Source organism: Oceanicaulis sp., from assembly GCF_051859625.1.
Classification (GTDB): Bacteria; Pseudomonadota; Alphaproteobacteria; order Caulobacterales; family Maricaulaceae; genus Oceanicaulis.
In genome coordinates this window covers 371822-395475 of record NZ_JBHYFH010000002.1, presented here as the reverse complement: position 1 = coordinate 395475, position 23654 = coordinate 371822, and the positions used below count along the sequence as shown (strand labels likewise).

The following is a 23654-nucleotide window of genomic DNA, read 5'->3' as shown; positions in this document are numbered from 1 at the left end:
TAATCGATGAGCTTTGTTCTCAACGAAGACGAACAGATGCTGCGCGATTCAGCGCGCGCTTTCCTTGGCGAATCCTCGCCCGTGACCGCCCTTCGCGCCTTGCGTGACGAGAGGAGCCCGACCGGCTTCTCGGCAGAGCTGTGGTCGTCCTTTGCGGAAATGGGCTGGAGCGGCGTTCTGGTCAGCGAAGACCATGGCGGCGTGGATATGGGCTATGCGGCGGCTGGCCTGGTGCTTGAGGAAATGGGCCGCACCCTCGCCTCATCGCCTTTCCTGTCCACGTCGGTTCTGGCGGCCACCGCCTTTAACCTGGCGGGCACGGATGCGCAGAAGTCAAGCTGGCTTCCCAAAATCGCCGCCGGTGAAACCGTCATTGCGATCGCACTGGACGAGCGGGCGCGTCACAACCCCGACCATATCGAGACGCGCGCGAAGAAAGACGGCAACGGCTTTGTTCTGTCAGGCAAAAAGCGTTTCGTGAATGAAGGCGCCGGCGCGGATATGCTGATCGTCGTCGCCCGTACGGATGACGACCAGATCGGCCTTTTCCTGGTGGATCCATCAGCGAACGGCGTCAGCCGCACCGACCGCCGGACGCTCGACAGCCATGTGCCTGCCGATTTCGAGTTTGACGATGTGAAGCTGGATGGTGACGCCTATCTGTCCGGCGCTGAAGACGCGGACGCGGCCTATCGCCGACTGCTGGACGCCGGCCGGGCTTGCCAGGCGGCGGAATCCCTGGGCGTCGCCGAACAGGCGTTTGATGACACCATCGCCTATATCTCCGAACGTGAGCAATTCGGCGTGCCGATCTCGAGCTTTCAGGGCTTGCAGCATCGCGCCGCCCATCTTCTGGGCGAGCTGGAACTGACGCGTTCGCTGGTGCGCCGGGCGCTCACCACGCTCGACACCCAGCCCAGCCAGGCCCCGCTCTGGTGCGTGGCGGCGAAGGCCAAGGCGACGCAAGTGTCACGTCTCGCGGCCGCCGAAGGCATTCAGATGCATGGCGGCGTCGGCATGACGGACGAGTACGATATCGGGCTGTACTACAAGCGTGCGCAAGCGGCCGGCGAATTCATGGGCGATGACGCCTTTAACGCCGGCGAAGTGGCGCGGATGAGCGGCTACTAAGACGCCGCTTGTCTCCAGATCAAGGCGGGGCCGTTTCGCGGCTTCGCCTTTTTTTGTTCATGAGGGATCAGAGTCTGTCGCCGGGTCAGTCTGCTCTTGGGCCGCATCCGGCGCCATTTCGTACAACTGCTTCATTTCGCCCGCCAGCAGGATGGGCGAGGCGTCGATATCCTCGGCGTCCATCAGCTCCGCCACACGCTGGACAGAAGCGATCAGCATATGCTGTTCCCAGCTTGGCAATTGGCGGAAAGCGCGCAGGAATCCAGCCTGCAAGAGTTCCGGCGCACTGTCGGCTTTCTCAAGTCCCGCTGACGTCAGCCCCACCATCACGACCCGGCGGTCGTTTTCGCTACGGCGACGAACAACCCATCCATGATTTTCCAGCCGGTCGAGAATGGACGTGATCGTCGCCTGGCTCAGCGACACCGCCCGCGCAATCGCGCTTGGGGCCATTTCGCCATCCTTGCGCAAGGCCTGGATAACGACGAGCTGAGGAGCTGTGAGCCCCGAGCTTTTCACCAGGCGTTTGGAGTGAATATCAATCGCGCGCGTGATCCGGCGCAAAGCGATCAGGATTTCATCATAATCAGTCATTGAACCCATCATGAGCATGCGCGAACGCGAGAAGACTGCGTCGGCTTACCATGAGTTTGTTCAGAAAGGGAAATGGTCGGAACGGCGAGATTCGAACTCGCGACCCCTGGTCCCCCAGACCCAATAAATCCTCAATGATTTCAATGAGGCTCCGAAAAAACAGGGCGAAAACGGCCCTAAAGGTTTCAAATAGATAGGAACAGGATTCGGAGCTTCAGCCGCCCTCTTCTCCCGCCACCTCACGGTCACAGGACACTAACGCGCCATGCGCCACGGACAAGCGGGCGTGAAGCTCTTCAGCCTTGGCGAACAGACCCTCCCCATAATCTCGCCAGTCCTCACCCGGCTGGATCAGCCTCGGCCGCTCGCCCGGCTCAACCGCCTTGAGCGGCACACCCTCAGCGCAGTTGATCCGCGCAATCGGGATGGTCTGGGGCGATCCGGCACAGGCGCTCAAGATCAGCGTCATCAGCAAGACACTCGACACGATAGACAATTTCACGGGGTTCTCTCCCTATCTGTTCGGCGCGCGTGACGGCCCCCGAGAGCCGAGAGCCGAAGTCTTCAAGTCGCCGCGCGTTCTCGCCGGCGAGCCGCCCTTGGCTTTCCAGCGCCTGAACCGCCGCCGCCGCCTCAGCGCGTGCGCAATCAGACAACGCTTCCGCCAGCTCGGCGCGTTTCCCGGCCCCAGCCAGCCGGCCAGCTCCGAAGCCGATACTGGCGGCGACCAAACCGCAGACCAGCAAGCGCCAATGCGTTTTCATGGATCTCAGAATTAGCAAGACCACGGTCATTCCGACGCCCTCCCCACTTCATCCAGTACGGTCAGGAAGCCAGCGCCTGCCGCCACCTCGTACAGCATGGGATAAGCCGCCTCATAAGCCTCACGGCTTGCGCTGACAGCTAGATTACCCTCAACGAACGTGGCGCGCTGGCCGACCAGCGGACAGCCGGCCGTGTGCTTGTGCGTGTTTCCGCAATGAAACTGCACGTCAGACCAGCTTGCGGTTGGGTCATCCACCACAATCTCAATCATTTCACGATGCCAAGGCCAGCGCGCCCGGTAGGCGTCATGAATGCCGCCATAGCCGCGAAGCTTGAGCTGATGGCGGCCGGCCGGAATCCGTGACAGGCCCGGCTCCTTCACAAGCGGATCAAGACGCGGCCGGTCTTCAAGCACAAAGCACAGGAACAGCACACCGTAATAAAGCCGGCCGAGTGTGGCGAAGTCATCATGACGTTCGCGCTTGAGGATGATGTCAGCGGCCATTGGAGCCCCCTGCATCCTGTCCGCTGCGCTTGCGCGCCCAGTTGATCACCAGCCCCACAAAGGCCTCTTGGCTGCTCTGACCGGAGAGAAGCCGGAAGAACCCCCGGAAACCGTCGATCACAGGAACAGCGATCAGAACCAGAGCAAAATTGACGAGTGGGAATGAGGCGCGCGCGATGTCGGCCGGCATGACATGCACCAGCGCGGCCTGAGCCACCAGACTGGCGAAGAAAGCCCCTGACAGGCCGATTGCGGCCAAACCGAGCCGCGCCTTCCATTCACGCGCACGGCTGGCGCGCTGGCCAACAGGAAGCTTGGCATAGGCGCGGCCGCGAAAATGCAGATCAGCGCCAGACCCCGCCAGATAGGCGGCCGCCTCTATCCACGCACGGTCAAAACCATCCGTCAGCCCGCCCCCTTGAACCATGGTGGCGGTGACAGCGGTTCCGGCCGCGCCGGCATAGAACAGAGCTGGCTCATAAAGCACCACAGCCGCCCGCCAGAGCCCGTCCAGCGGGTGAAGAATACGATCAAGCATGACAAGTCCTCTCGTCTGTGACGCAGACACAAAAAAACCCGCTCAAAGCGGGCCGAACCTTCAGAATTAAGTTGAGGCGTTAGGCGGCCGCCTGCGGATCACCCGCCAGAACCGCCGTCACCCGTGCGTCATCATCCAACACGCCCCATGCGCGCAGATACATGACCCCGGCAACGGTCGATTGATCATCTAGCCGCAAACCGCGCGCCCGTATGAAATAGTCATAGGATACAAGCTGCAGTGTCTGCTCTGGCGTCCGGCTGGCCACAGAGGTTTGCGCCGACGTGTCGATCAGATCGCGCCAGCGCAGCCGCTCCACCATCGTGAACAGGTCAAAGAACTCTTTGTGCGTCATCGTTCCTGCGCCAGTAGCGGCGGCGGTTTCAGCGGTGGTCTGTTCGAGCGTGGCGACCCGCGCGCTTAGCGCCTCAAGGGCTTGTTCGAGAGTGCTCATGATCGCTCCTTAAGCCGGGGCCTGAAGTTCGGTGGGTGGTGTCTTGTATTGCCAAAGGTCCGCGCCATCCCCGACGTAGACATTCTTTAGGTCATCATCACTGATCCAAACGCCGCCGCCCACATTGGTTTGAGTAGGTTCAATGCTAGCCAAGGCGATGTTGTTCGGGTGCTCGTAGGTCAGAGATGCGCCGGACAGACTGTAAGCATGGAGCAGGGTCGAGTTTTGGAAGGCCATATACGCATAATTGCCCCCATCCCTGATACTCACCCCCCGAACTTGTGGCCATGAAAGGCCTGCTGGTGCCGTCGGCAGGCTGCCGAAAGAGGCTGGACCGCGCGTGCTGAAGTCATACGCAGTAGACAGCGGGAAACGGACAAGTTGTGAAGACGAGTTATTGACATAGTAAACCGCCATACCGTCTGGTGCATATGCAGGGCATCTTGGAACATTGCCCGCGCTTTGGTTGGAGTTGACTGTGGCCGTGCTTAGATCGCCCGGCGTTGCGATGTCATACTCGAAAATATCATCAAGCGTGTTATCGGTGACAAGTATCCGGCTTTCATCCGGGGCGACGTCCAGACCTAGGATGCTATTCTGCCCCCCAACAGTTTGGATGTTCAGGTACTGGGGTGTTCCGTAGGTTGACCTTACGTCGCCCGCCACAGAGAGGGTCTGCCTGATGACGTATTGAGCGACCCCGAAATAAACCGCAAGCCTGTCGCCGCTGAAAACCGGCCCAAGCTGCGGGTTACCGTAGATGCCCGCAATGCCGTCGCTATTCTTTACATACTCAAGGTTGGCGATGTCGTATCCGCCGTAATGTTGGGAAAGCTCAGCGCTCGCCCGGCCCAGTTCATCGATATACCCGCCAGCATTCACCAGATCGCGGAACACCGAAGACGAAGCCAGACTGTTCGCGTCCGTCGCGTTGTCGAATGCCTCGCTGATCTTCGCAGAGCTAATGTCGCTCAAAGCCGGGTCGAGCAGAGGCGCGAGTTCCGCGAAAACCCCCTGCACTTCCGCGATCTTGTAACCGCCATCAACCGAAGCCGTGTTGATCGCCTGCAAGATCATCGCGTACGCGGTCGCGGCTGAGGCCGTCTTGGCGGATACGTCACCACCACTGGAACCACCGCGACCAAAACCCAGCATGTTAGGGTTCGTCATAGCCAAATCTCCACGTTGCCAGACACCGCTAGGAGGCTGAACGCTACAGGTCCAGCGACGGTGCGGTTGTCTGCATTGGTCAGGTCCACGGCGTTGCCTTCAGCGTCCCTGAGTACGTTGTTCCCAAAATCGAATGTCACAGTGACCCCCGGCTCAACGACAACGGCCCGCGCCCAGTTGTTGAGGTCGTCCGGTAGCGTGTGCGTGCTGGTTGCCGTAATCCGGATCGTGCGTTCTGGTGGGACGACGTCGTCAGTCCACGTCACGCTCCAAGCCAGATTGACCAGCGCGCCCGGCTTCAGGGTCGCGTTCGTCCACACCTCATGCCAAGGGGACCAACCCGTACCCGCGCCCCCGGCGTTGCTGGTGTGACCACGACGGAAATAGATACGGTCGTTAGCCACACACAGCTGAGCTTGACGGTTGCTACTGTGCCGGAAGCCTATCCCGGCGCAATATTCGTCAGGCCAGCCGGGCTCTACCGCGTTGGACATCTCAGTTACGTAGACGCCGCTGGGGGTAGTGTCGTAAGAGCTATCCGGAGCCAAATCCACAATATATGGGTAGTCAGCCGGGTTGAAGTTGCCCTCATGCAGCACGGTATAGCCGTTGACGTTCAGATCGCCGTAGAGGGGGCCACCATCACGGGTAACATACAGGCCCTCCATACCGCTGGAGTTGTAGTTGTATGCGAAGATCGAAGTAATCCTGCAAGCATTGGAGCTCTCATAGTTAGCTAAGGTGATGCGTAGAGCGTTGACCCCGGTTGCCCCGTTGTTAAACGCGGCACGCACAAACTGGCTTCCTTGATCGGTGACAGACCGTGCGACAACCCAAGTAACCCCCCCATCTGCGGACCATTCCAGCGTCACATCTTTAGCCCGAGACCAATCGGACCCAAAGACGATGCCCATTTGTCCAGTGAAGGCGAAGTGTTTTGGCAAGTCTGTGAGGGTGATCACTAACTCAGGGTCGGCGGACACATTGACGTTCCAGTAGTCGGCTGACGCATTGAACATCAAATCTTTAGCGTAGTCGCTGGCGCCCATATCGACCCCGTCCGCCTCCACAACAATCGTAGCGCCGCGCAGACGCGCAAACGCCAAATCATTGAAGAGAAATGGGCTGGCTACGTGGTCACCTTCAGGGTTCTGAGGCATGAAAAAGCCCCGGAAAACCGAATTTTCGCCGCCTGCTAGGGTTCCCGTGATGACGCCGCCGCTAGTGTTCAGCTTCCCGGCCAGCGCTGGCTGAAGCCCGTTAATGTCCGCAATCTCAGCTAGCGCCGCCGCGCCCTCGGGACCGCGCATGTCCACAGCGTCCGCGATGGCTGCAACAAGCCCCGCAGCACCCACATACAGGCCCACGCCGGCGGGCTTGTCGCCAGCGCCACCGATCCAGTCCACAAGCTTGGCGACACGGCGCGCGCCGTCACTTTCAAAGCCATAGAGAGGCGACCAGCCCCCAAAGCCCTGAGCGCCGCGAATGTCCACAGCGTCCGCAATGTCCGCAACAAGGCCGGCCGCGCCCTCATACAGACCAACGCCGGCCGGCTTGTCGCCAGCGCCGCCGATCCAGTCCGAGAGCTGGCGAACGCGGCGCTCACCGTCCGCGATGATCGCATAAACAGCCGACCAGCCAGCATGGCCCTGAAGCCCCTGAGCCCCCCGGTAGTCCGTCGCGTCCGCAATGTCCGCAACAAGGCCGGCCGCGCCCTCATACAGGCCAACGCCGGCCGGCTTGTCGCCAGCACCGCCGGTCCAGTCAATCAGCTGGCGAACCACGCGCGCGCCATCCGCAACACTGGCATGAACGGGCGACCAGCCAGCATGACCCTGAAGACCCTGAGCGCCGCGAATGTCCACAGCATCCGCAATGTCCGCAACAAGGCCGGCCGCGCCCTCATACAGACCAACGCCGGCCGGCTTGTCGCCAGCACCGCCGATCCAGTCCGAGAGCTGGCGAACGCGGCGCTCACCGTCCGCGATTATCGCATAGACAGCCGACCAGCCAGCATGACCCTGAAGACCTTGCTGGCCTTCAATCTGGATAGGATCACCCCAAAGAGCACCCGCCCCCCTTTTGCGGTAAGCGACATCAGGACCGCCCGCGCCATCCACGCCATCCGTAGAGACAAAGACGAAACCCGGCGCAGCCCCGTCATGATCGACGCGAGAGGCAAAAGACCCCTCAGCGTCAACCTGAAGCCCCTTTAGCGCCGCCGCGAGCGCGGCCGGGCTGGGAACCAGATACTCATTCCCGGCCGCATCCCGAAGCGGGTAAAGCCCATCCTGCCCCGGCCCGCCATCCGCAGGGCCTCCGTACCAGTCAATGGCCTGCTCCAGATAAGTATTCAGAGACTCCATGACCTCAGCGGACATACCCGCCGATCGGGCGACACCCGCACCGCCTTGAGCCCAGCCCGTAACCGCTTCCACCAGATCGGATGCAAGCTCAGCCTCGGAACCGCCGGCCTCAAATGCCGCCACCGCGCCCGCCAATGCCTCAGCGAACTGCTCATTCGTTTTGACAGCCATGTGACCGCCCCTGTTCGTGGATTATTGTTTCAGTTCTGATGCAGGCTTGTCGGCTTGGCTTTGAACAGCGGCCGCTTTTGCGCGCTCTTCATCCTGCAGCTTCACCCCAAGGCGTGCGCCTTCAAGGCGAGCCTGAATTTCCGTCAGGCGCGCTTCGGTCCGTTGGCGCTGAAGCCCCAGCCGGCCCAGCTCGGCCAGCAAGATCATTTCTTCACGCGATAAGGCTTTGATCTGGTCTTCAGCGGAGGCCTCTTCAGACGAGGCATTCATGACACAGCCCGCGTCATGACATTCCGCAGATGCCCCACGGAAGAGAGGAAATTGCTGACAGCCACGCGCTCCGAGCCAGAGGGCAACTGATCAGCGATGACCTGAAGACGCTCAACCGCGCCGCCATCAGCCTTGAAGCCCTCAAGTTCTGACAACACGGCTTCAGCCAGCGGCCGCATGGCCTCTGCCCTTGCAGCCTTCAAATCCGCCGCTTGGCGGTCGATTTCATGTAGATCCATGGCTTTGGCCATTTGACAGGCTCCTAGACTTGAAATTCAAGGATTGCGAGGTTCCAGTCACGCGCCGCAGGGGCAGGCGTGACGGTCTGGGACGAGCGGCCGGACAGGTAACGCGCCCTGATCTCGAAAGCCCCCGTCCCGGCCGGAATTGTGAGAAAGACGTAAGGCAAGCCGAACGAGCCTTGAAACTCATAAGGGACAAGCCCCGGCTGTACTTTCGAGCCGCCCGGCGTGACCACCTGAACCTCAACAGAGACATCCTGAGTAGCGGCATTGCCGACATTCAGGGACCAGACCACCAGAACCGTTCCACCCTTTTCAGATGTGAAGTTCCGGCTGACAATGGTGGTCCAGACGTTGCGCTGAAGCGCCTGATTGTTCGCGTCACCCGCCCACGCTGAGCTGTTCGTGACAGCCCCGCCCAATATCTGATCAGCCGTCACAGTGCCGTTGACGATCAGAGAACCGTCAATCTGGACATCGGTATTCAGTGCGATCTGATCGGCCGTCACGATGAAGGGATAAAAGGTTGATCCACCTATCGCGGCCGCAACGCCAAACTCTTCAGCGGCGATGATGAATGAGCCCAGAGCCCCATCAATCTCGTACCCGGTGATACGACCATTGACGTTCAACGCCAGCGCCGCCCGAGCACTCAGCCCGTTCGCCACCTCCAATAGGCTCGTTATCGTGGACGTGTTGCCGTCTGTTGTGTTCGTCAACTCTGTTATCTGTAGCGCGTTCGTGTCGCTGACCTCCTGCAGAATGGACAAAGCCGACGCATTCGCACCCTGAGCCGCAAACAACCCATCAAACACACTGGCGAGCGTACCCCGCGCGCCTGTTTGAACCGTCGCCTCGTTGAGACGGAAAGCCGAGCCCCCACCAAGCTCGACCCCCATAAGACTGAAGGTGCTTGCAAAGGCCTCATCCCGCGTCACACGCGCGTTGCGCTCTTCAAGAATGGACGCCTCAGCATCGCCAAGACGAACCGCCAGAAGATCACGCGCACTCGCAGCCGCCTCAAGAGCCGTCACACGCGCGTTGCGCTCTTGAAGAATGGCGCTCTCCGCATCATCGACCCGAACAGCGACTAGCTGGCGCGCTGAGGCCTCAGCTTCATCCGCCGCGATCCGCAAACCGCGTTCGTCAATGATTGCAGCTGACGCGTCATCAATCCGGCCTGAGAGCGCGGCTCGCGCCTCAACAGCAAGAAGGCCTTCCTCTTCCCGAATTGAACGCTCTTCAATGATGCGAGCCCCAACCGGCAAGCCATCCAGAAAGGACAATTCCTCAAGACGCCGGCGAAGATCAGCAAGCGCCTGAGAATGACGGAACAGACCATTCGCCAGATACTCGGTTGCATCCAGAAGCCCGCCAAGCTCGGCCAGCTCGTTGATGACCTCTTCAGCATCGCGCCCGGCGATCTGATCAATCTTCAGAGGGCGCGTGGTGATCTCACCCAGAAGGATGATTTCGCCATCCTGTCTGAAGACAGAGACGTATTGCATCCCGATTTCAAGCGTGGCGTTGGCCGGAAGCCCGCGCAGAACATAGGTGGTCTGGTCAGGCTTTGTGACATCGGCAATGACCCAAGCCAGCGCCCCCTTGTGACGCCAGTACAGGCGCACCTCAGAGACATTACCGCTCACCACGCGGCCCGTCAGGGTGACAATGGGAATCCCCGGATCACCCACGCCCGGCCCTTCATCGCCAATAGTCCAGTCACCCGGCCCCGGCGCAGGCGTCTCATACGGGTCCGCATCGCTCAGGGAAAGCGGCTGAGGCGGAATTGCGGTCTGACCCAACGCAAAGGGGTGCTTGCCCGGCGTCTCGCTCCGAAAGGTCAATACAACCTTGTGTGTATTCGGATCAAAGCTGCGCTGAAGAATGAGCACGTCAACGCCATCCAGCGCCAATCCGGTATCATCAAAGCGCACCACATCACCCGGCCGCACATTCCGCAGATAAGGCTTCACCGGAACCTGACCCGTCAGATACTCGCGCGAATCGAGCATCATGTACGCGCCCAGCTGAGTTCCCTGCTCAGCATCCGGCACATACGGGAAAATCGGCCGCTCAGCCCGCTCTTCGCCGTCTTCCTCCAGAAACTCGGAAACTTTCACAGGATCAAGCGTGTGGTCTTTCCACAGCTGGCTTTCCAGCACCACGCGCGGATAAACCGTGTTCAGCCGGCGCTCTTTAGCCGCTGCAATATCGCTCAGTTCAAACGGCCCATCCAGATCGGCCGCCATGATCGTGACCACAGGCGCACGCGGCGCGGAGACGATGCAAGAGAACTTGCCCGCGAGAGAACTGTCACGCGCACCACCCGCCTGCAGAAGGGCCAGATAGACCTCATACTCATCATCGGCCGTAGTCGGGTATGCGGCGACCTTCCAGCCATTCGCATCATTGACATTGGCCGCGAAGGTGTAGGAGTCCCAATCGAGCGAAGACGGATGCGCCCCGAAGCCGGCCACCAGAAGCGGACCGGACGGCCCTTCAATCCATCGGCCAAGCTTCCAGTTTACAGCATGGACAATGGCATTCTCTGACCAGACATAGGTTTCAGGCTGCCCCCAACGACAAGCACCGTCACCGCCCGGAAACGTGCTGTCCTGACGCCAGTCATAACAGTAAACACCTCGCGCCACTGTCAGCTGCTTGGGATAACCGCGCGGCCACTGGCTGAGCTTGCTGTCTTCATAGAAGGTCAGCATCTGGGAGGCGAGGTTGGGAAGACGGTGGGCCGCCCCCCAGTCGCGCAAACCGGGCGCCGCTTCCGGAGCCGCCGGCGCGGTCAGGGCGCTATCGGATGCGCTACCAAGCTTGGCGCTTCGGTAAATTTTGTCCTTGAAACGCCCGGTCGCATTCTCCCCCGCAAACCCGACAATCTCGCCATCGGCCAGAAACGCATCAACGCCGGCAATCGGTCCAAGAGACGTGACGCTCCCCCAGCTCAGATAACGGTTATCCGCGCCCCATTCATCCTGATAGATCATACGCCCGCCAACGCCCCGGCGGCCCATCAGAATGGGAATGCCGGCGTCAGGGTCCGCTACAAACTCATGCGGCCGGCCGCGCTTGTCCACGTCAGGCGCTAGAATATGGCTTGTGGCGGCATTGATGGCGGCGCTGGCCGCTACGTTGATGGCCACCACGGTAGCGGTCTGGGCCACCGTGGCGGTTCCAGCGGCCGCAGCCGCATAGGCGGAAGAGATATAACTGACAGTGGCCGCAATGGCCTCACCGATACCCGTTCCCGGCATATCAGACCCTCCAAGCCGCCAGCGGTTTCAGATCCCTTACAGCGGCCCCACGCCAGCTGGATTCCTCAGCGCCCCAATAGGCGAGAAACGCGCCATTCCCCATGGCCACGCTCAAGGCGCACCCCCACGGCCCCGGCGCATCGGTTGGAAGCGCCACGATGTCACCCGGCAAGGCGCGCGCCGGCGCGATCCGGGCCAGACCCGTGGCGTCCATCGCCTTCACCAGATTTTCAAAGCCCGAGCGCTTCATGACACGCGCCGCGCCAAGCGCCGTGGTGTACTTCTTGCCTTTCAGAAGCGGGCAACCATGGCCGCCTTCAATCATGGCAAGGCGAGCCAACCGAACACATTCACGCACACCCCATTTGAAGGGGCGGCCCAGATGCAGGTTCGCGCACGCGCCAACAATGCGCTGGCGGCGCAACAGATCATTCATTTCAGACATGGTTAGACCGCTCTTGCGTTCTGCCCCGAGCCACCAGACGAGCCAGACCCCCCACCGCCAACACGGGTGACAGCCCGCGAGGCGTCACCTCGGTGATAGGATTTCTCATCAATGGCGTTGATATGATCCAGCCCCCGCGCCGCCGGGTCACACTGGTTCAGGAAAGCGGAACACAGCCGCTGGTGCTGGGAGTTGCGGCGGGCGAACTCCCTTTCAGAGTACAGCCTCAAATTCAGAAGCTGGCTTTCCTCATCAATCATCAGGCCAGAGTTATCGAGCCGGCCGAAAAAGAACGGCTCAACACCCACAGCCCTGCCCGTCACGGGATGAAGCACGCCCGCATAAAGCACCACGGTTGAGCCCATGGCGATATTGGCCGCGAGCTTGGCTTGGCCCGCGTTCGTTTCTGGCGAAAGCGTTACGGCTGGTGCGGCCGCCGTACCCGTCACGCCGTCTCGAACCTGAGTGATATTGACGATCAGTCCATATTCAGGATGGCGCTCACGGTACACATGACCATCCAGAACAACGAGGCCGCCCGTACTCAGCCGAATGACTTCCTCACCCCCACCAGCAAGCCTGAGCACCAGTTCCATGGCCTCAAAGGTGGTGACCGCATCCGCCCTGTATGCCGCTTCAAGCGCCGCATCCATTCTCACACCTCCTTGATGGTGAAAGAGAAGCCCTTGAGCGTGCTGGACCGTGGCGCCATCGCCAGCCCGGAGTGAGTCACAAAGCCGGTGATCTTCGGTTCTTTGACTTCCAGCTCAACACCGTCAGCGAACAATTCACGCAGCATGGGCCGGATCGCCAAAGCAAGCCGGCCGGTCGCGTCGGCCACAACGTCAGCGGTGACCCGGTGCGTGTAACGCCGCCCCTGATCGTTGAAGGAAACCCATTGGTTTTTCTTCAACTGATAGCCCGCTGCGAACCCACGCAGATTGACGAGAGCGCCCATCTGATCCGCGCCATCCACGACAGGCGAACCCGGTTCGCCAATATCCAGCCACGGCTGGGGAATGATCCAGCCGAGAACGGCCGTTTCATGCTCGACATCTCCCCAGCCCCCGACATCATCGGCAAGCATGTCTTCAAGATCGACGTCAAAAGCCCAACGAGAGCCATGGCGCTGGATGCGCTGACTGGCGCTCTGCATCGGGCCTTTGGCCTCACGGCCGGCCTTCACAAGCGTTGGCGAAACCAATGCTGCCGGCGGATAGGAAGGAAGCAGAATATCCATGATCACCGCCCCCCGCCGCGCAACACCTTGGCCTTCTCATGCTGGCCCTGAGCCCGCGCCTCTTCCTGTTTGGAAACAATGTCCACTGACGTTCGTTGAGCAATGGGCGTACTGATCTCAGCCACGCGAACCGCGAACATGGCCCCCTCGTCCACCTCCAGACGAACGCGAATATCACCGCCACCCATGACCGCCGGCGCTTGCATCTGGCGCGTAGCGTATTCAGGAACGATCCGCCCCGGCACATCAGGAACGAAGCGCTCAGGGCCACGCTCACCAACCCGGTAGCTCATACCGGGCCGCACATCACCCCCTTCCGCGCGGAAGCCGCCAAACAGGAATTGAGCGCCTTTGGCGACCAGACCGCCAAACCCGCCTTCCATTTGCGAAAGCATGTCAAACAGCTGGCGCCCCAGCTCGGTAAACACACTGGACAGCTGGCGCTGCATGGCATTTGACAGCACCTTAGCGCCGTACTGCATCACATCACCGTCCCAAGCCTGCTGAGCGCCCGTGGCCATCATCCAGCCAAATTCCGAGGCCCACGCCTCACGATTATCCGAGACAGCATCCTGAAGCCCTTGCGCGATCTCAGCGCCGTCAGGAAGCGCCATGTCCGAGCGGTCACCGAAATAGGCCTCTATGCGTGCGCGGCGCTCATCAAGCGATGGAAGCCCCACAACGCGGGTTTCGCTCAGCGGCGACAAGCGGCGAGGGTCAGCCTCGCCACCAGCTGCCCCGCCCCCGCCAGCCGCCGGCGTTGATGGAACGATTGAAACGGGCAGGTCAGACCGATTGGCGGAAGCCTCAGCCGCGCGCGCGTCCAGTTTAGCCCGGTCAACAGCCAGCTGAAGCACCGTCTCAAGACGATCCAGAGCCCCCTCAGTCAGAAAGCCCATCCCGCCCGGCAATGTGGTTGGACCATTGCCGAAGGCCTCCATGAAGGAATCGCGGAAGTTATCGGAGAAGCCGGCGTCTTCGATCCAGTCACGCACCACGCCGCGCGAAATGCCGTCACCATTGTAACGCTGCTCACGAATACGGCGCAGCACGTCTTCATTCGCGCGCTCACGCTCAGCCGGAGCCGATTGTCCACTGACACCATTAATACCGGCCAGCTCGCCGCCGAGCCATTGCCCGAACTGGGGCAAAGCCGCCGTGGCGCGAATGCCCCATTTTGCGATCTCGCCTAGCGCCTCGGCAACGCTCAGAAGCTCATTGGAGTAACGCAGCACCTCGCCTTGGGCCTCAGCCGCCATGGACTGCTGAAGCGCGCGCATGGTCGCATTTGCCGCTGAACCTTGCTGGACAAGCTCGTCACTCAGCACCAACCCCATATCCCGAGCGGCCTGACGGGTGCGCTCCAGCTGCTCACGCCCGATTGAGAGAGATTGCCCCAGCTCTTCACCCATTCGCCGGCCAAGCACGTCAGCGGTCAGGCTGGCGCGTATATTCGCATCCTCAACCGTTTCCAGCTTTTCAACCATGGCGGTGAAGAGCTGGTCTGACGTTCGGATTTCACCGTTCCGGATGCGCTCGGCCAACTCCATGCGCTCAAGAGCGCGCGTGGCCTCATCCACAGCGCCGGTCATCACATCACCCATGACCGAAGACATGCGCCGCAAGGCCCTGTCTGCTAGGTCAGCGCTTCCGCCGTTCTGATCGACCACATGACGCAAGGCCTGCAGCTCTTCAGTGCTGGCGTTTGCTTGCCGGCCCATATCCGCAATGGATTCAGCCGCCTGCAAAGACCCCTGAACAAACTGAGTGACAGCGCGTGTGCTCATGTACGCAGCAACGGCCCCGAAAGCATTCCGGGCCGTGTTGCGCATGGCGTCAAAGTGACGGTTCACCTGCTGACTGGAGCGGCGGAACTCGGTGCTGATCCCCCGCGCAGTCGTGGAGGCCTGACCAAGCGCCTTGTTCATCGCCTTTTCATGCTTGGCAATGTTCGCCTCAAGCACCGTCACCAGACGGTGAAAGTCCTTATCATCGGCCATGGATACCCCCTCAGGCCGAGAATGCGGCCTTGGCGCGCTTCAGCGCTGCATCATCAGGAAAGTCCGGCTTAATCTGGTCTTCAGGCGTATGGGCCAACTCCCAGCCCTCGCAGACCATATTGAAGTCCCAGAGGCTCATGGCGCGCACCTGATCGGGCGTGAAGCCGATCACGGCCGCATTGCCATACAGAGCACCGAAGCGCCATTTTCCGCGCGGAAGCGGCTTTATGCGCCGGCTGCGTCCGTTGCCGCTTCCGCGTCGGGCTCCCCCGGCTGCTCATCCTCGACACCGAACAGGGCCACGCCCACCACTTCCATGGCCGTCTGAGCATGAGGCGCGAGGCCATAAGCATCAACGTACTGTTCAATCTTGTTCAGGGCCGCCTCTGGCTGCATACCGCCGCCGATCAGGCCCAGACGCAGGGTTTCGCGCACATCCGATTGCCGCCAGAGCCCGCGAAGCAGTCGCTGCTGAAGCTCCATAGGCCCGCAATCCGTCGCTTCCTGAAGAAGCTCCAGCTCGCCCACCCCCAGACGGAAGGAAAAGCGGCCGTCTGCAAACGGCCGCTCAATGATCGCCCGCCGGCTCATCAGACATAATCCTGAATATCGTCAGGCTTGAAGCCGTCGCTGACAAGCGTGATGTCAACATCTGCAGATGTGGGGTGCTGAGTGCGGACATTGAAGTCCGTCAGCTTGACTGGACAGGTGATCTCGACAGAGCCGGTGGCGCCCTTCTCACCGATCCTGACTTTCACTTCCTTGGAGCCCCCCGACGCCAGCCAGCGCAGGAACATGGCCACTGAAGAGCGGTCAACCTTACCGGCCCCCGAGATAGTGAAGGAAATGGACTGCGCATTGCGAAAGATTTGGCGCGGGCCGCCGAGATTGGTCTTGTCCGGAATAAGGTCATCCGCAAACTGGGCCGTAAACTGAACCCCCTTGTCCGAGTTGATCGCGGCCGGGTGCTCATAGGTGGGAACCGCTTCACCATCGCTGATGGCAAACAGAACTTCCCCATAGTCAACAACATCAAGCTCAGCCATGGCTGGCCCTCCCTCTTCTGGCCTCACCACGAGGCGTGAAAAACTGTGATTGGAAACGTGGCCTTCAGGCCCGCGTCAGACCGAACTCAAACTCAACGAGCGCAAACCGGGTCTTGCCGGAAGGATCTCGGAGCGTGCGTGTGCGTTGATAGTCGCGCCAGTTGATTTCATAGGAGCCGGCCGGAAGCGCCAGACCGTCGAGCACGTCCACCACGAGCCCGGCCAGTTCGCGCGCTTCAAGCGATGACGCCGCACGGCTCCAGACCCGGATTGAGACGAACATGACCCAAGCCTTGGCCGCGCCATTGGCGTCATTACGCTCTTCAAGCTGGTCAATGGACACAAACGGATAAACCGCATTCGCTGGCGGCTCATCATGCACCCGATCTGGCCCGAGCGCCGCCAGAAGCGGCGCATCCACCCTGAGGGCGGACTGGATCGCGCCACCCATGACAACCAAAACCGCTGGATTGCTCAACGCACACCCCCCGCAGCCTCACGCGCAGCCTTTCCATAGGCGCGCGCCAGACGGCTCTGCATGGTTTTCTTCAAAGCCCGGTAAGCCGGGAAAAAGTACGGGGTTCCATACGGGCCGAACTCTTGCCAGCTCGCATAATAGGCCGAGGGACTGCCAGCCGTGGCCTTGATGGCCAAGCGCATATCCCCCTTCAGACCAGCCCGGCCCTTGCCCGTGGCCCATTCCCAACCGATTGAGGCCTCAAGATCGCCCGCATCCTTGTTCACAAGACGCCGGCGCATGGCGCTCAGCTCATCGCCGTTTTTCTCAAGCGCCGCTGATATGTGCTTGACCGAGGCTTCACTGAGACGCCTGAGCTTTGCCCGATAGCCTTCCAGTCCCTGAACCGTAGCGCTAGTTCCCATCTTGAGAACCGAACTCAGCCTGAAACCGCAGCCAGCGGCGGCGCGGCTGATCCACGTCAATAGGAACGTGTTTGATATTGAGAACAGACCCGATAGGCAAAGCGCCGCCGGCGCGAGAGACGCGCAAACGGTCTTTCTCAGTGATGGTCTGATTACTCACGTTGAAGCGTAAGACCACCTCAAAGAGCAACCGCCCTTCCATCCGGCCCTGCTGGACGGTTTCGCCGCCGCTCTTGGCGATCAATCCGGCGGGCTGCGCTTCGATCAGTTCACCCCATTCCCCGCCGGTCTCATTGCCGTGCGCGTCTTGGGCCATGTCGTCAAAGCACTCAACAACCACTTCATCAGTCAAGCGGGATGGATCAAACATGATCAGCTCACCGATATATGCGCTCAGGCGACATCAGCGCCTCAAGCGTGTGCGGAACCTCAGTCATGGAGACTTCAGAAACAGGAAGCGGCTGCTCATAAAAATGGGCCGCCAATAGCATGATGGCGTGCTGGAGGGTTTCAGCGCAGATGAAGGACGGGTCTGATGGATCACAACCAGCCTCAAAGGTGATTGTGACCGCATCCGGCCTGCCCGGCTCAACAGATGGCCAACCCGACGATGGCGGATAGATCACGGGCAGGTCACCCACACCCCATAATCGCCAGCCCTCAAGTGACTGCTGAACGCCCTCATCATCAAAGTAGCTGATCGACGTGACGCCCCGCACAGGTGGGAAGGCGAGGGATACCGGAGACGCCCCCGGAAAGTCGGAGAGGTTCAGACGGTAGGAAGCCTTCGCAAGGCCCCGCCCCGTCAAAGTCTCAGCCTGACGCACCGCCACCCGAATGCAGCTTTCCAGCTGCGCATCATCGTCGTCATGACCGATCCGCAAATGGCGCTTCAGCTCTGCCACCGAAAGCGGCAAATCCTCAGCATCCGGCCGTGTAATACGAACTGCAGACATGAACCCCTCCAGCTCGCCTAGGACGCTTCAGCGCCCGCAGAACCCCCGGACGCGGCCGGTGCGTCCGTTGCACCCTCACCAGATGCCGGTGTTTCGTCTTTCGATGCTTGGCCAGCACCTTCAGCCGAGGCTTGAGCCTTGGTTTTCGGAGCGGACTTGTTAGCCGACTTCCGCGCGGACTTGTTGGCCGGAGCGTCAGCGGCCTTGCCACCACTCGGCTCAGAGGATGCGGACTTGGCCGCGATCTCTTTTGCCTTCTCTGCCGTCACTTCCACGGCGCGGCCATGCTTGACCAGCTTCTTGGCGTATTCGTCCGAGACGGACACAGGCACGCCCGGCTTCAGGAAGCCATGGCTCCCATCCAACGGCCGGGACGGCACAATGAAGACCTTGCTCGACATAACGAACCTCGTTTGTTGAAAGTCGAAACGACAAGAGGCGGCCGGAGCCGCCTCTTGTCGTCAGTTCAGGGGAGATTGGGACCGCTACTCGACGCGGCCCAGATCGCCATACACGAAGGCCTCAGGACGGTAGCAAGCCATCGCCAGACGCTCCTCAGCCAGCACCGTCACCATGCCCTTGGTGAAGTTGTCCGAGTGCTCAGTGGACAGCTCAACGCTGGCCTCTTCACGGTCAAAGACCTGAGCACCGTCAGCGAAAGCACCAGTCAGAAACTTGTCTTCCGCCATCGCCTGAGTTGGCACGACAGGCTTGCCCCAGAGACCCGGTGCGGTCATCTGACTGGGATTGGCGAACATGTAGCGCCCTTCATTGTCCTTGGTCAGCTCGATTGCCGCCCAGTCAATGGGGTTCAGAACAATGGCCGAGGCCGCGTATTCCGCCAGTTCCGCCTGAAGCATGGCCAGACGCAGAAGGTCAATGAAAGTAGCGCCGGCGACAGTCAGGGGGGCAGAGTATGCAGACGCTTGCGTAACCAGCCCTTCCATGTTCACGCCGGTCCCGTCGCCGTTGAGAAGCTGACGCTCTTCCTTCAGAGCAAGGCCCGTCCGCATCCGCCCATCAATGTAGGACTGAAGCTGGCCTGCATCGTCCAGAATTTGGCGGCTCGCATTCAGATGGTGCGAAATGATCACCGCCTTGGCGCTTTCCAACGAAAAGGTCAGGTTGGATTCAGCAGAGGCCGCCGTCTCGCCCTTGGTGTCGGCGTTGTTGGTGAAACCAGCTTCACGAACAAACTCGACAGAACCGGATGACGTGGTTCCCGGCGCAAGAAGATCACGAACAGTCATCCGGCGAACCGGCGGGGTAACGATACCGGGAAGACGCTCAGGCTGGACCAGCGCGCCACCAGCCGCCGGCGTCAGACCAGAAAGCGTCTTGAAGCCCATGCGGACACCTTGACGGTTCGGAGAGGCCATGAAGGACTTCACTTCATCGCATTCAACGAATTGCTGGCCGATGGATTTCTGAGCGGCCTCACCGCCATGACGGGCGCGATTGGCGGCCTTGGCCTCCATTTCGTCCATCTGGTCACGCAGTTTCTGAGCCGTGGTCAGGCCCTCGTCAGCCTTCTGCTTCAGCTCTTCAGTGAGCGCCGCACCACTCGCCATTTTCTTGGTCACGTCTTCAGCGAAGTTTTTCACTTCCGCGACCACTTCGGAAAGTTGCTTTTTCAGGTCGGCAAGGCTGGGAGCTTCACCACCATCACCGCCACCAGACTTGCGGCCGCGCGTCAGCGTGGCCGCCACCCCGGCCGCCGCGATCAGAGGAGCAGAGGATGCGCCAGCAATGTTAGCCGCTTCACCGATGGCGAAGGCCGCATCTGCGCCGGCGCATGCGAAGAGAGCCGCCACGGCCAGCACAGCCATGACGGACAGGATTTTAGAGAGGGTCATTGTTGCCTCGTTAGGTGAGTTTGAGTGCTTGTGACAGGCCAGCCAGCTCGCCGGACATATCCGACAGAATGGACTTGGCCTCTTGGTCGATCTCGCCAGAGCCCGCGGACTCACTCCGGAGCAAATGCGCCATGCCGTGATTGGCGACGATCACAGCTTGGCTTTTCGAGAACCCCGCATCACGCAAGAGCGTCTCAAATTCTTTCAGGTCGGGAAGCTGGCCGTGCGCCATCTTCATCTTCAGGCTTTCAACCCGCGCATCATCGTTTGCAGGGAAGGTGACCAGTGAAACCTCAATCAGGTCCAGCCGCTTCAGGGTGCGCTGACGGGTCAGGTCATCAAAGCTGTCTTCCCGCACCCAATAGCCGATTGACAGCCCGCTGACGGCTTCCGCCTTGAGAAGTGCGTAAGCCTCGCGGGCCAGTGCGACATCATCCACCAGCAAGCGGCCGCGCACGTACAGCCCGTTTTCGTCTTCACGAAGCTCTTCATAAACGCCGATAGGCTGACCGGTGCGGTGCTGCCAGAGCACAGGAACCTTGCGCTTTTTCGCAGCCATATCTGCCAGCGATTCCGCGAACGCGCCGGGCGCAACGATCTCGTTATAACTGTCCACCGTGCCGAAGACCGAGCCGTAACCCTCGAACACGCCGGCCTCAGCATCGCCCACCGCCTTCAGCTCAAGCTGAAAATCGGACACTTTCAGGCGGCTGGACCGCTTCACGCCACGCTCATCCATCTGAACCATTCTTGCCTCCATCTGATACTTTTCCGAAGGTTCCGAGCATGGACACAGGCGCAAGGTTGATTTGCGCGGTCAGCTCATCGCCACCCGCCACTGGAGGCAGGTCTTCAAAGGCCCGGCCCTCATTGCGGGTCATCAAGCCGTTCTGAACCATCTTTGACAGGAACTCAGCGCGCGTTTTGCTATCGCCGCGCAACAGCTCCTTCACCGCAAACTTGACGATGACGCGCCCGCGCTCGCCGCTCTTGATCAGGCGGTGATTGATAGCGCTCTCAATCCGGTTCAGGTGCGGCCCGAGGGAGTGAATAACGAAGCCGATATTGATTTGCTCAACACCGCTCCCCCACATGGTCTGACCCTGCGCAGCATGGCCGGCGAGCATGGGCGGAACACCGAACCAGCGGCAAATCTCTTCAACGTTGAAGCGACGTGTTGACAGAAGCTCAGCGTCTTCAGGCGGAAGGCTTGCCTCCACCCACTCCATACCCGCCTCAAGCAGACCGATTTTACCCGCGTTTCCAGATCCCTTCAGAGGGTCCAGAAACAGCTTTTTAATCATGTCCGCCTGAGCTTCGTCTTTGACCTTTCCGGGCATTTTGACGAACCCGGTTTGCCGCAGACCATTGGCGAAGAACTTGCCGGCGGTTTCGTCCGCTGCAATCGCGCCGCCCATGGTGTGGCGCCCGTACTGGATGACAGAAACCCCGAGGCGGCCGCCCAGATACCGGCCCCGGATCATGAACACGTCATCTTGTTTCAGCCGACGCACACCCGAAGCGGTGCTTTCGGTAAACACCAGCTGGCCAGCATCAAGTGAGACGCTGGTCTGAGACAGGTCCAAGGGTTCCAGCGCGATCAACCGGCCAGAAGAGCCATAAATCTTTTCTGACACCGAGTTGCCGCGTAGAAGGATCGCTGCAATCTGAGATTCCCAGAACTCCATGGGCGTTAGCTCGGCGTGAGGCGCACGCAGAAGCCGGGCCAGCTCATGGTTGTCATCACGCTCTGCAGCGCCATTCTCATCGACGCGGTAGACGTGCAAAGGAAGCGAAGCGATTGTCTCAGACAGGATGCGGACACACGCCCAGACCGTGGACAGCTGAAGCGCAGTTTGCTCGCTTACCCTTTTGCCCGCATGACTTTCACCGCCAGCCAGCGCGACCCAAGGCGCAGCGTCCTTAAGCCCGAAGCGGCGGCCAATCCATTTCACTACGGACATAGCTCACCCCATAATCATTGAACGGTTCAGAAGGTCATCCAGATCGGTGCCTTCATCCTTCTCACGGAGCACAAGGCCCAGTGACATCAGCATGGTCATTAGACCGTCGATTTTGGACCGCGATTGCTCGGCCGCGCCCTTGCTCGGCATGAAGTTGTCATTCACGTCACGCTTCAGAGAGGCGCTTGTGACCATCCATTCCGTCACGTCATTAGCCTCAGTCTCGACGTGGCCGCCGTTCACCAAGGCCTCAAAGTATTTGGACGGGTACGCATAGGACCGGATGCCCTGAATGAACTGAACCGGGTCAAGCCCCTCTTCAGTTAACTGGTTCACCAGATGCTGAGCATTCCAAGCGTCATAAGCGAAGGTTGAAACGCCAAACTCCCGGTGGTCCGCGAGCACCTGTTGACGCACCGCTTCATAATCCACGATGTCGCCCGGCGTGGTGTTCAACCAGCCTTTCCGCTTCCAGACATCGTAAGGAAGGCGGTCTTCCTTGACCCGCTGCGCAATCCGCTCTTCAGGCACAAAATAGCGGTTCAGGAAACGCCACTTGTCGCCCGGATACGCCGGCTCCCAACACAAACTCCAAGCCGTGATGTCGATGGTTGAAGAAAGGTCCATCGCGCCAACAGGCGCTCGCCCCTCAACCGCGTCCCAATCAAAGCCGCCTGTGTTCTTTCTCCAGATCGTGACAGGTATCCAAGCCGATAGAGCGCCCACCCACTCATTGCACCGCTTTCGCCTGAACTCGGCTTGCGATGCCGGGTTAGCTTCCGCCTTGCTGAAGTCATGTTGCAAGGCCTCCATGGTGACAGACACCCCGAGATTGGGGTTCGCCTTGATCCAAACGGATGGATCGCGCCAGTCATCGTCTTTCGGAGCGCCGTCAGACTTCTTGTCTATGCAGGCAATGAACGCGAAAACGCGGTCATTCTCGATGACGCCTTGGAGCACTTTGACCGCATAGGATCGCTTCTCCCAGCAAATCGAGTGCGTCTGATTGGCTGCGCCAGCCGTCGTAATGTACCAGATCAGCTGGTTTTGCCGCGCGCCCATGGCGCTTTCCAGCACGTCCACAACGTCTCGGGTTTTATGAGCGTGAAGCTCGTCAACAGCTGTGAAGTATGGGTTCAGACCGTCCATGCTGTGCGCGTCTTTCGACAACGCACGGATTTCAGAGCCAGTGGCCGGCTGCAGAATGACGGACTTCTGAGCCTCGAACAGCTGCGAGAGCAACACTGAACGCGTGACGATTGACGAAGCCTCGTCAAACAGGATGCGCGCTTGGTCTCTTTTAGTCGCAGCGCAGTAGTTTTCGGCGCGGCTCTCGCCCTCAATCCCGGCCGTATAGAGCTGGATCGGCGCTAGCTTGGTGGTTTTACCGTTCTTCCGCGCAACCTCTTCATAGACTTCCGTGAAGCGCCGGACTGATGGCCGGCCCTCCATGACCGTGACACCTGAGAACCGCCGAACAGGCTTCCCGTCAACAACCCGCTTCCATCCGAAGACGGAACCGATGCAGAAGGCTTGCCACGCCTCAAGTTCGATAGGATGACCCGCCAGCGGCCCCTTGGAGTGAACGCATAGGCGGTAAAACTTGAAGACCCGATCAGCCGCTTCACAGTCAAACCACAAACCGCGTTTGTGGCCATGTCGAAGGTCACGCAGATGGCGAGAACACGCGAGCTTGACCAGATGGCCGGCTACGATCTCACCCTTCAGAACCGCCCGAGCGTAGCGCGTGACGATGTGATGACGGGGGGAGCCATCCATACGGCCCTCCC

Annotated in this window: 27 protein-coding genes; 1 reads left to right on the top strand and 26 read right to left on the bottom strand. The window is 60.4% G+C overall.

Annotated features, from left to right (window positions below):
- Positions 1-6: 6 nt before the first annotated feature.
- Complete coding sequence (locus ACTIGF_RS11495) at positions 7-1131, top strand: acyl-CoA dehydrogenase family protein (protein WP_439637026.1); 1125 nt, start codon at positions 7-9, stop codon at positions 1129-1131.
- Between the two features lie 57 nt (positions 1132-1188).
- Here the strand turns inward: ACTIGF_RS11495 and ACTIGF_RS11490 are convergent, their stop codons facing one another.
- The 26 genes from ACTIGF_RS11490 to ACTIGF_RS11365 form a co-directional block, all read right to left on the bottom strand.
- Positions 1189-1725: a MarR family winged helix-turn-helix transcriptional regulator gene (locus tag ACTIGF_RS11490; protein ID WP_439637025.1), complete on the bottom strand. Its 537-nt coding sequence runs from the start codon at positions 1723-1725 to the stop codon at positions 1189-1191.
- A gap of 214 nt (positions 1726-1939) precedes the next feature.
- Positions 1940-2227 (bottom strand): hypothetical protein, encoded by a 288-nt coding sequence (locus tag ACTIGF_RS11485; protein ID WP_439637024.1) that lies wholly within the window; start codon positions 2225-2227, stop codon positions 1940-1942.
- 288 nt (positions 2228-2515) lie between these two features.
- Entirely contained in the window at positions 2516-2995 is a 480-nt protein-coding gene (locus tag ACTIGF_RS11480) for a DUF5675 family protein (RefSeq protein ID WP_439637023.1), read from the bottom strand.
- On the bottom strand, positions 2985-3533 hold the full coding sequence (locus ACTIGF_RS11475; RefSeq protein ID WP_439637022.1) for a hypothetical protein: 549 nt from the start codon (positions 3531-3533) through the stop codon (positions 2985-2987). The genes ACTIGF_RS11480 and ACTIGF_RS11475 overlap by 11 nt, the downstream gene beginning before the upstream one ends.
- Positions 3534-3612: 79 nt before the next feature.
- Complete coding sequence (locus tag ACTIGF_RS11470; protein WP_439637021.1) at positions 3613-3987, bottom strand: hypothetical protein; 375 nt, start codon at positions 3985-3987, stop codon at positions 3613-3615.
- A 9-nt stretch (positions 3988-3996) separates the two neighbouring features.
- Positions 3997-5157, bottom strand: a complete 1161-nt coding sequence (locus ACTIGF_RS11465) for a beta-propeller fold lactonase family protein (RefSeq protein WP_439637020.1) — start codon at positions 5155-5157, stop codon at positions 3997-3999.
- Positions 5154-7694 (bottom strand): hypothetical protein, encoded by a 2541-nt coding sequence (locus ACTIGF_RS11460; RefSeq protein ID WP_439637019.1) that lies wholly within the window; start codon positions 7692-7694, stop codon positions 5154-5156. Before ACTIGF_RS11460 ends, ACTIGF_RS11465 begins: the two co-directional genes overlap by 4 nt.
- A 21-nt stretch (positions 7695-7715) precedes the next feature.
- Positions 7716-7964 carry a hypothetical protein gene (locus tag ACTIGF_RS11455; protein ID WP_439637018.1) on the bottom strand — a complete coding sequence of 83 codons (249 nt, stop codon included), beginning with the start codon at positions 7962-7964 and terminating at the stop codon, positions 7716-7718.
- Positions 7961-8215: a hypothetical protein gene (locus tag ACTIGF_RS11450; RefSeq protein ID WP_439637017.1), complete on the bottom strand. Its 255-nt coding sequence runs from the start codon at positions 8213-8215 to the stop codon at positions 7961-7963. The genes ACTIGF_RS11455 and ACTIGF_RS11450 overlap by 4 nt, the downstream gene beginning before the upstream one ends.
- A gap of 11 nt (positions 8216-8226) precedes the next feature.
- A complete protein-coding gene (locus ACTIGF_RS11445; protein ID WP_439637016.1) occupies positions 8227-11475 on the bottom strand; it encodes a hypothetical protein in 3249 nt (1082 codons plus the stop codon).
- 1 nt (position 11476) lies between these two features.
- Complete coding sequence (locus ACTIGF_RS11440; RefSeq protein WP_439637015.1) at positions 11477-11920, bottom strand: DUF6950 family protein; 444 nt, start codon at positions 11918-11920, stop codon at positions 11477-11479.
- 2 nt (positions 11921-11922) lie between these two features.
- A complete protein-coding gene (locus tag ACTIGF_RS11435; RefSeq protein WP_439637014.1) occupies positions 11923-12573 on the bottom strand; it encodes a hypothetical protein in 651 nt (216 codons plus the stop codon).
- A gap of 2 nt (positions 12574-12575) precedes the next feature.
- Positions 12576-13160 (bottom strand): hypothetical protein, encoded by a 585-nt coding sequence (locus ACTIGF_RS11430; RefSeq protein WP_439637013.1) that lies wholly within the window; start codon positions 13158-13160, stop codon positions 12576-12578.
- A gap of 2 nt (positions 13161-13162) precedes the next feature.
- Complete coding sequence (locus tag ACTIGF_RS11425; protein WP_439637012.1) at positions 13163-15160, bottom strand: hypothetical protein; 1998 nt, start codon at positions 15158-15160, stop codon at positions 13163-13165.
- A gap of 10 nt (positions 15161-15170) precedes the next feature.
- A complete protein-coding gene (locus ACTIGF_RS11420; protein ID WP_439637011.1) occupies positions 15171-15332 on the bottom strand; it encodes a hypothetical protein in 162 nt (53 codons plus the stop codon).
- 53 nt (positions 15333-15385) lie between these two features.
- On the bottom strand, positions 15386-15751 hold the full coding sequence (locus ACTIGF_RS11415) for a gene transfer agent family protein (protein ID WP_439637010.1): 366 nt from the start codon (positions 15749-15751) through the stop codon (positions 15386-15388).
- The gene (locus tag ACTIGF_RS11410) at positions 15751-16206 is read right to left on the bottom strand and encodes a phage tail tube protein (RefSeq protein ID WP_439637009.1); all 456 of its coding nucleotides are present in this window, start codon (positions 16204-16206) and stop codon (positions 15751-15753) included. Before ACTIGF_RS11410 ends, ACTIGF_RS11415 begins: the two co-directional genes overlap by 1 nt.
- 64 nt (positions 16207-16270) lie before the next feature.
- Positions 16271-16657, bottom strand: a complete 387-nt coding sequence (locus tag ACTIGF_RS11405) for a DUF3168 domain-containing protein (RefSeq protein ID WP_439637008.1) — start codon at positions 16655-16657, stop codon at positions 16271-16273.
- 23 nt (positions 16658-16680) lie between these two features.
- Entirely contained in the window at positions 16681-17088 is a 408-nt protein-coding gene (locus ACTIGF_RS11400) for an HK97 gp10 family phage protein (protein WP_439637007.1), read from the bottom strand.
- A complete protein-coding gene (locus tag ACTIGF_RS11395) occupies positions 17078-17458 on the bottom strand; it encodes a hypothetical protein (RefSeq protein WP_439637006.1) in 381 nt (126 codons plus the stop codon). The genes ACTIGF_RS11400 and ACTIGF_RS11395 overlap by 11 nt, the downstream gene beginning before the upstream one ends.
- A 7-nt stretch (positions 17459-17465) precedes the next feature.
- A complete protein-coding gene (locus ACTIGF_RS11390) occupies positions 17466-18044 on the bottom strand; it encodes a head-tail connector protein (RefSeq protein ID WP_439637005.1) in 579 nt (192 codons plus the stop codon).
- Positions 18045-18061: 17 nt separating this feature from the next.
- Positions 18062-18445, bottom strand: a complete 384-nt coding sequence (locus ACTIGF_RS11385) for a hypothetical protein (protein ID WP_439637004.1) — start codon at positions 18443-18445, stop codon at positions 18062-18064.
- Between the two features lie 84 nt (positions 18446-18529).
- Positions 18530-19900: a phage major capsid protein gene (locus ACTIGF_RS11380; RefSeq protein ID WP_439637003.1), complete on the bottom strand. Its 1371-nt coding sequence runs from the start codon at positions 19898-19900 to the stop codon at positions 18530-18532.
- A gap of 10 nt (positions 19901-19910) precedes the next feature.
- The gene (locus ACTIGF_RS11375; protein ID WP_439637002.1) at positions 19911-20648 is read right to left on the bottom strand and encodes an HK97 family phage prohead protease; all 738 of its coding nucleotides are present in this window, start codon (positions 20646-20648) and stop codon (positions 19911-19913) included.
- On the bottom strand, positions 20632-21864 hold the full coding sequence (locus tag ACTIGF_RS11370) for a phage portal protein (RefSeq protein ID WP_439637001.1): 1233 nt from the start codon (positions 21862-21864) through the stop codon (positions 20632-20634). The genes ACTIGF_RS11375 and ACTIGF_RS11370 overlap by 17 nt, the downstream gene beginning before the upstream one ends.
- A gap of 3 nt (positions 21865-21867) precedes the next feature.
- Positions 21868-23643, bottom strand: a complete 1776-nt coding sequence (locus ACTIGF_RS11365) for a terminase large subunit (RefSeq protein ID WP_439637000.1) — start codon at positions 23641-23643, stop codon at positions 21868-21870.
- Positions 23644-23654: the final 11 nt, after the last annotated feature.

Excerpts from the sequence above, each read along its gene's own strand:
- ACTIGF_RS11375 (WP_439637002.1), bottom strand. The coding sequence starts at position 20,648 with ATGGTTCAGATGGATGAGCGTGGCGTGAAGCGGTCCAGCCGCCTGAAA.
- ACTIGF_RS11405 (WP_439637008.1), bottom strand. The coding sequence starts at position 16,657 with ATGGGTGGCGCGATCCAGTCCGCCCTCAGGGTGGATGCGCCGCTTCTG.
- ACTIGF_RS11455 (WP_439637018.1), bottom strand. The coding sequence starts at position 7,964 with ATGAATGCCTCGTCTGAAGAGGCCTCCGCTGAAGACCAGATCAAAGCC.
- ACTIGF_RS11400 (WP_439637007.1), bottom strand. The coding sequence starts at position 17,088 with ATGGGAACTAGCGCTACGGTTCAGGGACTGGAAGGCTATCGGGCAAAG.
- ACTIGF_RS11470 (WP_439637021.1), bottom strand. The coding sequence starts at position 3,987 with ATGAGCACTCTCGAACAAGCCCTTGAGGCGCTAAGCGCGCGGGTCGCC.
- ACTIGF_RS11425 (WP_439637012.1), bottom strand. The coding sequence starts at position 15,160 with ATGGCCGATGATAAGGACTTTCACCGTCTGGTGACGGTGCTTGAGGCG.
- ACTIGF_RS11495 (WP_439637026.1), top strand. The coding sequence starts at position 7 with ATGAGCTTTGTTCTCAACGAAGACGAACAGATGCTGCGCGATTCAGCG.
- ACTIGF_RS11465 (WP_439637020.1), bottom strand. The coding sequence starts at position 5,157 with ATGACGAACCCTAACATGCTGGGTTTTGGTCGCGGTGGTTCCAGTGGT.
- ACTIGF_RS11370 (WP_439637001.1), bottom strand. The coding sequence starts at position 21,864 with ATGTCCGTAGTGAAATGGATTGGCCGCCGCTTCGGGCTTAAGGACGCT.
- ACTIGF_RS11445 (WP_439637016.1), bottom strand. The coding sequence starts at position 11,475 with ATGCCGGGAACGGGTATCGGTGAGGCCATTGCGGCCACTGTCAGTTAT.
- ACTIGF_RS11385 (WP_439637004.1), bottom strand. The coding sequence starts at position 18,445 with ATGTCGAGCAAGGTCTTCATTGTGCCGTCCCGGCCGTTGGATGGGAGC.
- ACTIGF_RS11440 (WP_439637015.1), bottom strand. The coding sequence starts at position 11,920 with ATGTCTGAAATGAATGATCTGTTGCGCCGCCAGCGCATTGTTGGCGCG.
- ACTIGF_RS11435 (WP_439637014.1), bottom strand. The coding sequence starts at position 12,573 with ATGGATGCGGCGCTTGAAGCGGCATACAGGGCGGATGCGGTCACCACC.
- ACTIGF_RS11450 (WP_439637017.1), bottom strand. The coding sequence starts at position 8,215 with ATGGCCAAAGCCATGGATCTACATGAAATCGACCGCCAAGCGGCGGAT.
- ACTIGF_RS11415 (WP_439637010.1), bottom strand. The coding sequence starts at position 15,751 with ATGAGCCGGCGGGCGATCATTGAGCGGCCGTTTGCAGACGGCCGCTTT.
- ACTIGF_RS11390 (WP_439637005.1), bottom strand. The coding sequence starts at position 18,044 with ATGTCTGCAGTTCGTATTACACGGCCGGATGCTGAGGATTTGCCGCTT.
- ACTIGF_RS11460 (WP_439637019.1), bottom strand. The coding sequence starts at position 7,694 with ATGGCTGTCAAAACGAATGAGCAGTTCGCTGAGGCATTGGCGGGCGCG.
- ACTIGF_RS11490 (WP_439637025.1), bottom strand. The coding sequence starts at position 1,725 with ATGACTGATTATGATGAAATCCTGATCGCTTTGCGCCGGATCACGCGC.
- ACTIGF_RS11480 (WP_439637023.1), bottom strand. The coding sequence starts at position 2,995 with ATGGCCGCTGACATCATCCTCAAGCGCGAACGTCATGATGACTTCGCC.
- ACTIGF_RS11410 (WP_439637009.1), bottom strand. The coding sequence starts at position 16,206 with ATGGCTGAGCTTGATGTTGTTGACTATGGGGAAGTTCTGTTTGCCATC.
- ACTIGF_RS11365 (WP_439637000.1), bottom strand. The coding sequence starts at position 23,643 with ATGGATGGCTCCCCCCGTCATCACATCGTCACGCGCTACGCTCGGGCG.
- ACTIGF_RS11380 (WP_439637003.1), bottom strand. The coding sequence starts at position 19,900 with ATGACCCTCTCTAAAATCCTGTCCGTCATGGCTGTGCTGGCCGTGGCG.
- ACTIGF_RS11395 (WP_439637006.1), bottom strand. The coding sequence starts at position 17,458 with ATGTTTGATCCATCCCGCTTGACTGATGAAGTGGTTGTTGAGTGCTTT.
- ACTIGF_RS11430 (WP_439637013.1), bottom strand. The coding sequence starts at position 13,160 with ATGGATATTCTGCTTCCTTCCTATCCGCCGGCAGCATTGGTTTCGCCA.
- ACTIGF_RS11475 (WP_439637022.1), bottom strand. The coding sequence starts at position 3,533 with ATGCTTGATCGTATTCTTCACCCGCTGGACGGGCTCTGGCGGGCGGCT.